The organism is Klebsiella sp. BIGb0138 (assembly GCF_004342285.1).
Classification (GTDB): domain Bacteria; phylum Pseudomonadota; class Gammaproteobacteria; order Enterobacterales; family Enterobacteriaceae; genus Klebsiella.
On sequence record NZ_SMCV01000018.1, the window covers coordinates 44,050 to 57,647 of the forward strand.

Here is a 13,598-nt window from a genome sequence, read left to right on the forward strand (position 1 = left end):
CGCAACTGGAGTAGATAATGCAGTTCTCTAAAATGCATGGCCTTGGCAACGACTTTATGGTCGTTGACGCGGTAACGCAGAATGTTTTTTTCTCACCGGAGCTGATTCGCCGCCTGGCGGATCGGCATCTTGGCGTAGGCTTCGATCAGCTGCTGATTGTGGAGCCGCCGTACGATCCGGACCTGGACTTCCATTATCGCATCTTCAACGCCGACGGCAGCGAAGTCTCGCAGTGCGGTAACGGCGCACGCTGCTTCGCCCGTTTTGTCCGTTTGAAAGGCCTGACCAATAAACGTGATATCCGTGTGAGCACGGCGAACGGTCGTATGGTATTAAGCGTAACGGAAGACGATCTGGTGCGCGTCAATATGGGCGAGCCGAACTTCGAGCCGTCGCAGGTGCCTTTCCGCGCCAACAAAGCGGAAAAGACCTATATTATGCGCGCCGCTGAACAGACAGTATTGTGCGGTGTGGTGTCGATGGGGAACCCACACTGCGTCATTCAGGTCGAGGATGTGGAAACCGCGGCGGTGGAAACGCTTGGCCCGGTGATGGAAAGCCACGAACGCTTCCCGGAACGCGCCAACATCGGCTTTATGCAGGTGGTCGAGCGTCATCACATTCGCCTCCGCGTTTATGAACGCGGCGCGGGCGAAACGCAGGCCTGCGGCAGCGGGGCCTGTGCGGCGGTTGCGGTGGGGATCCAACAGGGGTTGCTGGCCGAAGAAGTACGCGTGGAATTACCAGGCGGGCGTCTTGATATCGCCTGGAAAGGACCGGGCCAACCGTTGTTTATGACTGGCCCGGCGGCACATGTCTACGACGGATTTATTCACTTATGAAACAAGTCGGGGAAGAACAGCAGGAAATCACCGGCGCGCTGAACGACCGCGCGGTGGTGGACTATCTGTTGCAACATCCTGAATTCTTTATTCGTAATGCGGCATTAGTGGAGCACATGCGGGTTCCGCATCCGGTGCGCGGCTCTATTTCGCTGGTGGAATGGCACATGGTGCGGGCGCGTAACCATATCAACGTGCTGGAAGAGAACATGATGCTGTTGATGGAACAGGCGACCGCCAATGAAAGCCTGTTCCAGCGCCTGCTTCATCTGCAGACGCGGCTGGCGGCGGCGGAAAGCCTCGATGAGATGCTCAATCGCTTTCACCGCTGGGCGCGTGAGATCGGCCTGGCGGGGGCGACGGTGCGTCTGTTCCCTGACAGCTGGCGGCTCGGCGCGCCATCAAAGTTCACCCACCTGGCGCTGACCCGGCAGGCGTTTGAACCTATCCGCATTCAACGCCTTGGCCAGGAGCGCCACTATCTCGGGCCGCTAAACGGGCCTGAACTGCTGGTGATGCTGCCGGAAGCGAAAGCCATCGGCTCGGTGGCGATGTCGCTGCTGGGCGGCGATGACGCCCCTGGCGTGATGCTCTTCACCAGCCGCGATGCTCAGCATTACCAGCCAGGGCAGGGAACGCAGCTGCTCCAGGAGATTGCGTTAATGCTGCCTGGTCTGTTGGAGCGCTGGGTTGAACGCGCATGACCGACTCTCCCTTATTCACCGCCGTCGCCCGTTTCCTGCGCTATCTGGGCGTGGAGCGTCAGCTGAGCCCGATTACGCTGCTGAACTACCGCCGTCAGCTGGATGCGCTCATTGCGCTTGCTGAGCTGGCCGGGCTTAAAAACTGGCAGCAGTGCGATGCCGCTCAGGTCCGTGGCCTGGCGGTGCGTAGCCGGAAGCAGGGGCTGGGGCCGGCAAGTCTGGCACTGCGCCTTTCCGCACTCCGCAGCTTCTTTGACTGGCTGGTGGCGCAGGGCGAGCTGACGGCCAACCCGGCAAAAGGTATCTCCGCGCCTAAAATCCCCCGTCACTTACCGAAAAATATCGACGTCGATGACGTGAACCGGCTATTGGATATCGATCTTAACGATCCGCTGGCGGTGCGCGATCGCGCGATGCTGGAAGTGATGTACGGCGCGGGTTTGCGTCTCTCTGAGCTGGTCAACCTCGATATTAAACACCTTGATAGGGAGTCGGGCGAGGTGTGGGTGATGGGGAAAGGGAGTAAAGAGCGTCGTCTGCCGATAGGGCGCAGCGCGGTGGCGTGGATTGAACACTGGTTGGATCTCCGTGGGCTGTTCGCGGCCGATGACGACGCGCTGTTCTTATCAAAACTGGGTAAACGTATTTCTGCGCGTAACGTGCAAAAACGTTTTGCCGAATGGGGTATTAAGCAGGGGCTGAACAGCCACGTGCATCCGCATAAGCTGCGCCACTCCTTTGCCACCCATATGCTGGAGTCGAGCGGCGATCTGCGCGGCGTGCAGGAACTGCTGGGTCATGCCAACCTCTCGACCACCCAAATCTATACCCATCTTGATTTTCAACACCTTGCCTCGGTGTATGATGCGGCGCATCCGCGCGCCAAACGGGGGAAATAATGCGTTTTTACCGACCTCTGGGCCAGATTTCAGCACTGACGTTTGACCTGGACGATACCCTTTATGACAACCGCCCGGTGATCGACCGGACGCTGCATGAGTCGCTGACCTTCGTGCGTCGCTACCACCCGTCACTGAGTCAATTTGATGCGAACGAGCTGCAGCGGCTGCGTCAGACGCTGCTCGAGACAGAACCGGAGATTTACCACGACGTCACCGAGTGGCGCCGCCGCGCGCTGGTGCTGGGGATGACGAACGCCGGGCTATCCAGCGAGCAGGCCGCTGCCGGCGCGGATGCGGCGATGGAGAACTTTGCCCACTGGCGCAGTTTGATCGATGTGCCGCAGGAAACCCACGATACGCTGGCGGCGCTGGCGGAAAAATGGCCGCTGGTGGCGGTGACCAACGGCAACGCTCAGCCGGAGCTGTTTGGTCTGAGCGACTATTTCCGTTTTGTCCTGCGCGCCGGTCCGGACGGGCGGGCTAAACCTTTTGCCGATATGTATCATCTGGCGGCGGAGCGCCTCGAGCTGCCGCTGGGCCAGATCCTTCACGTGGGGGATGACCTGACCACCGACGTGGCGGGCGCTATCCGCTGCGGTATGCAGGCCTGCTGGATCAAGCCGCAGGGCGCCGATCTGATGCGCGCCGCCGACAGCCGCCTGCTGCCGCACATTGAAATTTCACGGTTGGCATCTCTGACCTCGCTGATATAATCACCACTAGTTCTGTATATATTAACAGTATGCCCGGTAGACGCAGCGTTGCCGGGCAGCTCATTTCCGGCGGTGCCAATGGACGTTTCTTACCTGCTCGACAGCCTCAATGACAAACAGCGCGAAGCCGTAGCCGCCTCGCGTACCAATATGCTGGTTCTGGCTGGTGCGGGCAGCGGTAAGACACGCGTGCTGGTGCATCGTATCGCGTGGCTGCTGAGCGTGGAAAACTGCTCGCCGTATTCCATCATGGCGGTGACTTTTACCAACAAAGCGGCGGCGGAGATGCGCCATCGTATCGGCCAACTGATGGGGACGACCCAGGGCGGCATGTGGGTCGGCACCTTCCACGGTCTGGCCCACCGCCTGCTGCGGGCTCACCATCTGGATGCCAACCTGCCGCAGGATTTTCAGATCCTCGATAGTGAAGACCAGCTGCGTCTGCTGAAGCGCCTGATTAAAGCAATGAATCTCGACGAGAAGCAGTGGCCGCCGCGTCAGGCGATGTGGTACATCAACAGCCAGAAAGACGAAGGGCTGCGTCCGCATCATATTCAGAGCTACGGCAACCCGGTGGAACAAACCTGGCAGAAGGTCTATCAGGCCTATCAGGAAGCCTGCGATCGCGCAGGGCTGGTAGACTTTGCCGAGCTGCTGCTGCGGGCGCACGAGCTGTGGCTCAACAAACCGCATATTCTTCAGCACTATCGTGAACGCTTCACCAATATCCTGGTGGACGAGTTCCAGGATACCAACAACATTCAGTACGCGTGGATCCGCCTGCTGGCGGGCGATAGCGGCAAAGTGATGATCGTGGGGGATGATGACCAGTCGATCTACGGCTGGCGCGGCGCCCAGGTCGAAAACATCCAGCGTTTTCTCACCGATTTTCCCGGCGCGCAGACCATCCGTCTGGAACAGAACTACCGTTCGACCAGCAATATCCTGAGCGCCGCCAACGCCCTGATTGAAAACAACAGCGGGCGTCTGGGTAAGAAACTGTGGACTGACGGCGCCGACGGCGAGCCGATCTCCCTCTACTGCGCCTTCAACGATCTGGATGAAGCGCGTTTTGTCGTCAACCGGATTAAAACCTGGCAGGAGAACGGTGGCGCGCTGGAGCAGTGCGCCATTCTCTATCGCAGCAACGCCCAGTCGCGCGTGCTGGAAGAGGCGCTGCTGCAGGCCAGCATGCCGTACCGTATTTACGGCGGGATGCGCTTCTTTGAACGTCAGGAAATCAAAGATGCGCTTTCGTATCTGCGTCTGATTGCCAACCGTAACGATGATGCCGCCTTTGAGCGGGTGGTGAATACCCCGACCCGCGGCATTGGCGACCGTACCCTTGACGTGGTGCGGCAAACCTCGCGCGATCGCCAGCTGACCCTCTGGCAGGCGTGCCGCGAGCTGCTGAAGGATAAAGTCCTGGCCGGCCGCGCCGCCAGCGCCCTGCAGCGCTTTATGGAGCTGATTGACGCCCTGGCGCAGGAGACGGCGGATATGCCGCTGCATGTCCAGACCGACCGGGTGATTAAAGATTCCGGCCTGCGCATGATGTACGAGCAGGAAAAGGGCGAAAAAGGCCAGACGCGAATCGAAAACTTAGAGGAACTGGTCACCGCTACGCGCCAGTTCAGCTACAACGATGAAGATGAAGATTTAATGCCGCTGCAGGCCTTCCTTTCTCATGCCGCGCTGGAAGCGGGGGAAGGGCAGGCGGATACCTGGCAGGATGCGGTGCAGCTGATGACCCTGCACTCGGCGAAAGGCCTTGAGTTCCCGCAGGTGTTTATCGTCGGCGTGGAAGAGGGGATGTTCCCGAGCCAGATGGCGCTGGATGAAGGCGGCCGTCTGGAAGAGGAGCGTCGTCTGGCTTACGTTGGCGTGACGCGGGCGATGCAGAAGTTGACCCTGACCTATGCGGAAACCCGCCGCCTGTATGGCAAAGAGGTTTACCATCGCCCGTCGCGCTTTATCGGCGAGCTGCCGGAAGCCTGCGTGGAAGAGGTGCGCCTGCGCGCGACGGTGAGCCGTCCGGTCAGCCATCAGCGGATGGGCGCGCCGATGGCGGAGAACGACACCGGCTACAAGCTGGGTCAGCGCGTGCGCCATCCTAAATTCGGCGAAGGCACCATCGTGAATCTGGAAGGTAGCGGCGAGCACAGCCGTTTGCAGGTCGCCTTCCAGGGGCAGGGCATCAAATGGCTGGTGGCGGCCTATGCGCGGCTGGAAACAGTGTAACAGTAAGAAAAGTATCGTTTTTTTGTAATAATCTGCTAGCCTTATATGCTAAAGGGCAGGATTTGCTCTTTAGCGTTCTGTTGCGTGTTGACGCCGTTTTTGCGCTGGCGTAACATGCGCGCACGATTACGCTAAGAGGACATTCGCCTTGGACACACCCAGTAGATGCTGGCTCAACTTCCTGTCCGTCAGGAACAACTCCTAAGGCTATCCTCTTATGCTGATAGCCTTAGCGGTTGTCAGCGACCCTTCATACCCGTCGCTCTGAGTCAGGCTTAATGGTCTGAAACCCAAGTTGTTTCTGTGTGCCCTCCGAACTGTCCGATAATTTTTTTGCATTGGGAGTCCCGGTCATGCTGAGCGCATTTCAACTGGAAAATAATCGTTTAACACGCCTGGAAGCTGATGAGATCAAACATCTCGCCAGTTCGGTGTGGGTCGATCTGGTCGAGCCCGACGACGAAGAACGAAGCCGCGTGCAGACGGAATTGGGTCAGAACCTGGCAACGCGCCCGGAACTGGAAGATATCGAAGCATCGGCGCGTTTCTTCGAAGATGAAGACGGTTTACACATCCACTCTTTTTTCTTTTTTGAAGACGCAGAGGATCACGCCGGTAACTCCACCGTGGCGTTCACCATTCGCGAAGGGCGTCTGTTTACCCTGCGCGAGCGCGAATTACCCGCTTTCCGCCTGTACCGCATGCGCGTGCGCAACCAGCTGATGGTGGATGGCAACGCCTATGAGCTGCTGCTCGATCTGTTCGAAACCAAAATCGAACAGCTGGCGGATGAAATTGAAAATATCTATAGCGACCTCGAGAAACTCAGCCGCGTCATTATGGAAGGCCGCCAGGGCGACGAGTACGATGACGCCCTCTCGACGCTTGCCGAACAGGAAGATATCGGCTGGAAGGTCCGTCTGTGTCTGATGGATACCCAGCGCGCCCTGAACTTCCTGGTGCGAAAGGCGCGTTTGCCCGCGGGCCAGCTGGAGCAGGCGCGTGAGATCCTGCGGGATATCGAATCCCTGCTGCCGCACAACGAATCGCTGTTCCAGAAGGTAAACTTCCTGATGCAGGCGGCGATGGGTTTTATCAATATCGAGCAGAACCGCATCATCAAGATCTTCTCGGTGGTCTCCGTGGTCTTCCTGCCGCCCACCCTGGTGGCCTCCAGCTACGGGATGAACTTCGAGTTTATGCCTGAGCTGCACTGGAGCTTTGGCTATCCGGGCGCCATCGTCTTTATGATGCTCGCCGGCCTGGCGCCGTATCTCTACTTTAAGCGTAAAAACTGGCTGTAGGGGATAGGCACCCGGATCGCGGCGCTGCCGTCTTATCCGGGTATGACATCCGCGTCGGCTATTCTCTGCGTAGCCGGCGCTGGGTATACAGCGCATCGACGATAAAGACCGCCAGCGCGACCCAGATAAAGCCAAAGGTCACCATCTTATCTGCCCCCGGAACTTCGCCGTAAAAGATCACCGCCAGCAGGAACATCAGCGTCGGGCCGATATACTGGAAGAATCCCAGGGTGGAGAGCCGCAGGCGGGTCGCCGCGCCGGTAAAGCACAGCAGCGGAATGGTGGTGACGACACCTGCCGCCATCAGCAGCAGATTCAACGACCACGGGTTCTGTCCCATCTGGCTGGTTGGGCTATCGGCGATAGCAAACAGGTAAATGGCGGCGACCGGCAACAGCCACAGAGTCTCAACCAGCATCCCGGTTTGTGCGTCGACGGCGATCTTTTTACGCAACAGCCCGTAAAAGGCAAAGCTAAAGGCCAGCCCGAGGCCGATAATTGGTAGCGAACCAAAGGTCCACAGCTGTACCAGCACGCCGCACGCGGCCAGCAGTACCGCCAGCCACTGCATCCGGCGAAAACGCTCGCCGAGAAAAATCATCCCCAGCACGATGTTCACCAGCGGGTTAATAAAGTAGCCCAGGCTGGCCTCCAGCATATGGTGGTTATTCACCGCCCAGATGAACAGCAGCCAGTTGCCGCCAATCAGCACCGCCGACAGCGCCAGCAGGAGAATCTTGCGCGGCATATGCAGCAGTTTTTTTACCTGCGGCCACTGGTGGCTGAGGCTGATTAACGCCAGCATAAAAAAGAAAGACCAGATCACGCGATGGGTGAGGATTTCATCGGCGGGAACATAGTAGATCAGCTTGAAGTAGGCGGGGGCGATGCCCCAGATAAAATAGGCGGCAAGAGCCAGAATAACCCCCAGCCGCGTTTGTTTTGCATCCATCGGTAAAATCCGTTACGCCAAAATAGCGATGTTACTTGATTTGCGGGGTTCAACCCACCATATACGTCGCCGTGGCGCTGGCAATATAGACCTGCTCTTCGTTATGTAATTCTACGCGGGCGACTGCGACCTTATTACCGGCGCGCAGCAGGCTGCTGGTGGCGGTAAAGTGCTCGCCGCGCCCCGGGCGCAGATAGTCGACGCGCAGATCGATGGTTCCCATGCGCGACAGACGCTGGCGTAACTCTTCTTCGGTGATGGTGTTATGGCGGGTCAGCGTACTGCCTACGCACACCAGCCCGGCGGCGACGTCCAGCGCGGAGGCAATCACTCCGCCGTGCAGAATGCTCTGCGCCCAGTTACCGACCATCATCGGCTGATTTTTGAAGCTAAGCTGGGCAAACTCTTTTTCATAACGCTCCAGCTTCAATCCTAAGGCGCGATTAAACGGCATATGGTAAACAAAGATTTCGCCCACCAGCTTAAGGACGGCGTCGGCAGTGAGTTCAGACATGACAATTGTATCCATTCGTTAATAAAATGTTGATTTTATGCTTCTAACATGGCGATTGCCACTTTCAGAGCGGATAACCGGGCAGGACGGCGGTAAACAGGTAGAATGGATGCGGGGTAAAACAGAAATAAAAATCACTCATTCAGGAGAACAGTAATGCGTATCTCTTTGGCCTGGCTGCTGGCGCTGGGCGCGCTGCCGGCTGGCGTTTTGGCGCAGGACGCGCCGGTTAGCCCTCCGGTTCATGATAAACCGGCGGTGCGCGGTAGTATTATCGCTAACCTGTTGCAGGACCATGATAATCCTTTCTTGCTGTATCCCTATGAGAGCAACTACCTGCTCTATACGTGGAGTAGCGATATCAACAAGGAAGCGATCGCCAGCTATGACTGGGCGGAAAACGCCCGCAAAGATGAAGTGAAATTCCAGCTCAGTCTGGCATTTCCGCTGTGGCGAGGGATCCTCGGCGAGAACTCGCTGCTGGGGGCATCCTATACGCAGAAGTCCTGGTGGCAGCTCTCGAACAGCAAAGAGTCAGCGCCGTTTCGGGAAACTAACTATGAACCGCAGCTGTTTTTGGGCTTCGCCACCGATTACCAGCTGGCCGGCTGGACGCTGCGCGATATCGAGATGGGTTATAACCACGATTCGAACGGCCGCTCTGACCCCACCTCGCGCAGCTGGAACCGTCTGTATACCCGCCTGATGGCGCAAAACGGCAACTGGCTGGTGGAAGTGAAGCCCTGGTACGTGATCGGCAGCACCAACGATAACCCGGATATCGCCAAATATATGGGCTATTACCGTCTGAAGGTGGGGTATCAGCTAGGTGAGGCGATCCTCAGCGCGCAGGGGCAATATAACTGGAACACCGGTTACGGCGGCGCGGAGCTGGGCGTCAGCTATCCGATTACCCGCCATGTGCGCTTCTACACCCAGGTTTACAGCGGTTATGGCGAGTCGCTTATCGATTATAACTTTAATCAGACCCGCGTCGGCGTCGGCGTGACGCTCAACGATCTGTTTTAATCGTTGCACTCTGGCTCACAGGCGCTGAAAATAGCGCCTGTTTTCTTTTCACGCAGACGGGGTCAACGTGGCGCAGGCGGAAGTATTGAATCAAGCATTGCTGGCAAAGCAGGTTTTACAGGAAACCTTCGGCTACCAGCAGTTTCGCCCCGGCCAGGAAACCATTATCGATACGGCGCTGGGCGGGCGCGATTGCCTGGTCGTGATGCCGACCGGCGGCGGTAAATCGCTGTGCTATCAGGTGCCGGCGCTGGTGCTGGGCGGCCTGACGGTGGTGGTATCGCCGCTGATCTCGCTGATGAAAGATCAGGTCGACCAGCTGCTGGCTAACGGCGTGGCCGCCGCCTGTCTGAACTCGACGCAGAGCCGCGAGCAGCAGCAGGAGGTCATGGCCGGCTGTCGCAGCGGGCAGATTCGCCTGCTGTATATCGCCCCCGAGCGTTTGATGCTGGATAACTTCCTCGAGCATCTCAGCCACTGGAATCTGGCGATGGTGGCGGTGGATGAGGCGCACTGTATTTCCCAGTGGGGGCATGATTTTCGTCCGGAATATGCCGCTCTGGGCCAGCTGCGCCAGCGCGTGCCGCAGATTCCGTTTATGGCGTTAACCGCCACCGCCGATGACACTACCCGCCGCGATATCGTTCGTCTGCTGGGACTGAACGACCCGCTGATTCAGGTCAGCAGCTTCGACCGCCCGAATATCCGCTATATGCTGATGGAGAAGTTTAAACCGCTCGATCAGCTGATGCGCTACGTGCAGGACCAGCGTGGCAAGTCGGGTATTATCTACTGCAACAGCCGGTCGAAAGTGGAAGATACCGCCGCACGCCTGCAAAGCCGCGGTATCAGCGCCGCGGCCTATCATGCCGGGCTGGAAAACGACGTGCGTGCGGACGTACAGGAAAAATTCCAGCGCGACGATCTGCAAATCGTCGTGGCGACGGTGGCCTTCGGGATGGGGATCAATAAACCCAACGTCCGCTTCGTGGTGCATTTCGACATTCCACGGAATATTGAGTCCTACTATCAGGAAACCGGCCGCGCCGGGCGTGACGGTCTGCCTGCAGAAGCGATGTTGTTTTACGATCCGGCCGATATGGCGTGGCTGCGTCGCTGTCTGGAGGAGAAACCCGCCGGGCCGTTGCAGGACATTGAGCGCCACAAGCTGAACGCGATGGGGGCGTTTGCCGAGGCGCAAACCTGCCGTCGGCTGGTCCTGCTCAACTATTTTGGCGAAGGGCGCCAGGAAGCGTGCGGTAACTGCGATATCTGTCTCGATCCGCCAAAACAGTACGACGCGTTAATGGACGCGCGCAAGGCGCTTTCGACGATTTACCGCGTCAATCAGCGGTTTGGTATGGGCTACGTGGTCGAAGTGCTGCGCGGGGCCAACAATCAGCGCATTCGTGAGATGGCGCATGACAAGCTGCCGGTGTACGGCATCGGCCGCGAGCAGAGCCATGAACACTGGGTGAGCGTGATTCGCCAGCTGATTCACCTCGGTCTGGTGACGCAGAATATCGCGCAGCACTCGGCGCTGCAGCTAACCGAAGCGGCGCGTCCGGTGCTGCGCGGCGAGGTGCCGCTGCAGCTGGCGGTTCCGCGTATCGTGGCGCTGAAGCCGAAGGCGATGCAAAAATCCTTCGGCGGCAATTACGATCGCAAGCTGTTTGCCAAGCTGCGCAAATTACGTAAAGCGATTGCCGATGAAGAGAATATCCCGCCGTACGTCGTGTTCAACGACGCGACGCTGATCGAAATGGCGGAGCAGTCGCCGCTTACCGCGGGTGAAATGCTGAGTGTGAACGGCGTGGGCACGCGTAAACTTGAGCGTTTCGGTAAAGAGTTTATGGCGCTGATTCGCGCGCATATCGATGGTGAAGATGAGTAGTCAGCCGGGCAAAAAAGTGTCAGGATAGTTGCGGTCTTCACTATATTTTTCCGGGTAAATAGCCTGTTAAGTAGGGTTCAATCATGCTGATGCTTTTCCTCACCGTCGCGCTGGTGCATATCATTGCGCTAATGAGTCCTGGCCCGGACTTTTTCTTTGTTTCGCAGACCGCCGTTAGCCGCTCCCGCAAAGAGGCGATGATGGGCGTGCTGGGGATAACCTGCGGCGTGATGGTCTGGGCCGGCGTGGCGCTGCTCGGCCTGCATCTGATTATCGAAAAAATGGCCTGGCTGCACACCATTATCATGGTGGGCGGTGGACTGTACCTGTGCTGGATGGGCTATCAGATGCTGCGCGGAGCGCTGAAGAAAAACGCCGTGGCGGCGCCGGAGCCGCAGGTCGAGCTGGCCCGCAGCGGCCGCAGCTTCCTGAAAGGGCTGCTGACGAATCTCGCTAACCCCAAGGCGATTATCTACTTCGGTTCCGTCTTCTCCCTGTTTGTCGGCGATAACGTCGGCGCGGGCGAGCGCTGGGGGATCTTCCTGCTGATTATCCTTGAAACGCTGGCCTGGTTTAGCGTGGTCGCCAGCCTGTTCGCCCTACCGACGATGCGTCGCGGCTACCAGCGGATGGCAAAATGGATTGACGGCATTGCCGGCACGCTGTTCGCCGGTTTCGGCATTCATCTGATCATTTCACGCTAAGCGTAGGCTATCCCGGTTTGTGCAGACGAACCGGGATAGCCGTCAGGCATGGCGTGCCGAAGCCAGCAGCGCGCCAACCAGCATAAATAACGAGCCGAACACCTTGTTCAAGGCCTTCATCTGCTTAGGTCCCTTAATCCACGCCGCAATACGCTGCGCCAGGGTCGCATAGCCAATCATCACGATGATATCGACCACGATGGTGGTGATACCCAGCACCAGGTACTGCATTACCTGCGGCTGATGCGACACGATAAACTGCGGGAACAGCGCCGCCAGAAAGACAATGCTTTTTGGGTTGGTCAGGTTGACGAAGACCGCGCGCTGAAACAGCTTGCCGCGGGTCTGCGCTTGCGCCAGGGTGTTCAGGTTGATTGACCCCGCCGCGCGCCACTGCTGAATCCCCAGCCAGATAAGATACGCCGCCCCCGCCCATTTCAGAACCTCAAAGGCCAGCACCGAGCGGGAAAAGAGGGTTCCCAGACCAATACCGACGAGGACGATATGGATGGCCAGCCCGGTTTGTAGCCCGGCAATCGATGCCGCCGCGCCGCGGTAGCCGTGGTTGATTGAGGTCGTCATGGTATTGATGGCCCCGGAGCCCGGCGACAGGCTGAGAATTATGGATGTCAGCAGATAGGCGAACCACCACTCGAACGTCATGAGAAACTCCCTGGTTGTCTGTTTTTATGCCACAATACGCTATTGTGTAAGCATTGTGTGATGCGCGCTAAAAAAACGATTTTCAGTGGTTAACAGGGGTGTAAACCCGATGTTTCGGCAGCAAAAGGATTGGGACACGCGAGAAAACGCGTTTGCGGCTTTTACGATGGGGCCTCTCACCGATTTCTGGCATCAGCGGGAAGAGGCGGAATTCAGGGGCGTTGACGATGTCCCGGTCCGCTTTGTTCGCTTTTGCGCCAAAGATAACGACCGGGTAGTGGTGATCTGCCCTGGGCGTATTGAAAGTTACGTCAAATACGCCGAGCTGGCTTACGATCTGTTCCACAGCGGCTTCGACGTGATGATTATCGATCATCGCGGCCAGGGGCGTTCCGGGCGCATATTGACCGACAGCCACCGCGGCCACGTGGTGCGCTTTAGCGATTATGTCGACGATCTGGCGGCGCTCTGGCAGCAGGAAGTGGCGCCCGGCCACTGGCGGAAACGGTTTATACTGGCCCATTCGATGGGCGGCGCGATCGCGACGTTATTTTTGCAGCGTCACCAGCAGCATTGCGATGCTATTGCGCTGTGCGCGCCCATGTTCGGCATCGTCATGCGTTTCCCCGACTGGATGGTGCGTCATATTCTCGACTGGGCTGAGGGCCATCAGCGCATTCGTGAAGAGTATGCCCTCGGTACCGGCCGCTGGCGGGCGTTGCCCTTTTCGGTCAACGTACTGACGCATAGCCGGCAACGCTATCGTCGTAACCTGCGATTTTACGCCGATGAACCGCAGCTGCGGGTTGGCGGGCCAACCTATCACTGGGTGCGGGAGGGGATCCTCGCGGGTGAGGAGGCGCTGGCCGGCGTCGAAAAAGACACGACCCCTACATTGTTATTACAGGCAGAAGAAGAACGCGTGGTCGATAACCGTATGCACGAGCGCTACTGCGCGCTCCGTGCCGCGGCAGGCCGACCCTGCGAAGGTAATAAGCCGCTTGTCATCGAAGGGGCATACCATGAGATCCTTTTTGAAAAGGACGCCATGCGCTCAGTCGCGCTGAATGCCATCGTCGATTTTTTCAGTCGACACAATGAATCCGACGAAAACACTCGTCGCCCTGCTTAGAGGT

The 13,598-nt window shown here is 58.2% G+C and carries 13 protein-coding genes; 10 read left to right on the top strand and 3 right to left on the bottom strand.

Annotation, left to right across the window (positions count from 1 at the left end):
* Positions 1–17 precede the first annotated feature (17 nt).
* The 6 genes from dapF to corA all read left to right on the top strand — a co-directional run bounded on the left by dapF (position 18) and on the right by corA (position 6,706).
* Positions 18–842, top strand: a complete 825-nt coding sequence (gene dapF, locus EDF73_RS26270) for a diaminopimelate epimerase (protein WP_132731872.1) — start codon at positions 18–20, stop codon at positions 840–842.
* Entirely contained in the window at positions 839–1,546 is a 708-nt protein-coding gene (locus EDF73_RS26275) for a DUF484 domain-containing protein (RefSeq protein ID WP_132731873.1), read from the top strand. The genes dapF and EDF73_RS26275 overlap by 4 nt, the downstream gene beginning before the upstream one ends.
* Entirely contained in the window at positions 1,543–2,445 is a 903-nt protein-coding gene (gene xerC, locus EDF73_RS26280) for a tyrosine recombinase XerC (RefSeq protein WP_132731874.1), read from the top strand. Before EDF73_RS26275 ends, xerC begins: the two co-directional genes overlap by 4 nt.
* Complete coding sequence (yigB, locus tag EDF73_RS26285) at positions 2,445–3,161, top strand: 5-amino-6-(5-phospho-D-ribitylamino)uracil phosphatase YigB (protein ID WP_132731875.1); 717 nt, start codon at positions 2,445–2,447, stop codon at positions 3,159–3,161. Before xerC ends, yigB begins: the two co-directional genes overlap by 1 nt.
* A gap of 78 nt (positions 3,162–3,239) precedes the next feature.
* Entirely contained in the window at positions 3,240–5,402 is a 2,163-nt protein-coding gene (uvrD, locus tag EDF73_RS26290; protein ID WP_132731876.1) for a DNA helicase II, read from the top strand.
* A 353-nt stretch (positions 5,403–5,755) separates the two neighbouring features.
* Entirely contained in the window at positions 5,756–6,706 is a 951-nt protein-coding gene (gene corA, locus EDF73_RS26295) for a magnesium/cobalt transporter CorA (RefSeq protein ID WP_004869610.1), read from the top strand.
* 58 nt (positions 6,707–6,764) lie between these two features.
* Here the strand turns inward: corA and rarD are convergent, their stop codons facing one another.
* Together rarD and yigI are read right to left on the bottom strand one after the other, a co-directional pair.
* Positions 6,765–7,658, bottom strand: coding sequence for an EamA family transporter RarD (rarD, locus tag EDF73_RS26300; RefSeq protein WP_132731877.1), 894 nt, complete (start codon positions 7,656–7,658; stop codon positions 6,765–6,767).
* Positions 7,659–7,707: 49 nt separating this feature from the next.
* A complete protein-coding gene (gene yigI, locus EDF73_RS26305) occupies positions 7,708–8,172 on the bottom strand; it encodes an acyl-CoA thioesterase YigI (protein ID WP_032690030.1) in 465 nt (154 codons plus the stop codon).
* A 156-nt stretch (positions 8,173–8,328) separates the two neighbouring features.
* Here yigI and pldA point away from each other — a divergent pair, with 156 nt between their 5' ends.
* From pldA to rhtC, 3 genes are all read left to right on the top strand, one after another.
* A complete protein-coding gene (pldA, locus tag EDF73_RS26310) occupies positions 8,329–9,201 on the top strand; it encodes a phospholipase A (protein WP_132731878.1) in 873 nt (290 codons plus the stop codon).
* A gap of 67 nt (positions 9,202–9,268) precedes the next feature.
* The gene (recQ, locus tag EDF73_RS26315) at positions 9,269–11,095 is read left to right on the top strand and encodes an ATP-dependent DNA helicase RecQ (RefSeq protein ID WP_132731879.1); all 1,827 of its coding nucleotides are present in this window, start codon (positions 9,269–9,271) and stop codon (positions 11,093–11,095) included.
* Between the two features lie 83 nt (positions 11,096–11,178).
* Complete coding sequence (rhtC, locus tag EDF73_RS26320) at positions 11,179–11,799, top strand: threonine export protein RhtC (protein ID WP_132731880.1); 621 nt, start codon at positions 11,179–11,181, stop codon at positions 11,797–11,799.
* Between the two features lie 42 nt (positions 11,800–11,841).
* Here rhtC and rhtB read toward each other — a convergent pair whose 3' ends face one another.
* Positions 11,842–12,462 carry a homoserine/homoserine lactone efflux protein gene (rhtB, locus tag EDF73_RS26325; protein WP_132731881.1) on the bottom strand — a complete coding sequence of 207 codons (621 nt, stop codon included), beginning with the start codon at positions 12,460–12,462 and terminating at the stop codon, positions 11,842–11,844.
* 109 nt (positions 12,463–12,571) lie between these two features.
* On the opposite strand from rhtB, the gene pldB reads away from it, so the two are divergent.
* The gene (gene pldB, locus EDF73_RS26330; protein WP_132731882.1) at positions 12,572–13,594 is read left to right on the top strand and encodes a lysophospholipase L2; all 1,023 of its coding nucleotides are present in this window, start codon (positions 12,572–12,574) and stop codon (positions 13,592–13,594) included.
* Positions 13,595–13,598 lie beyond the last annotated feature (4 nt).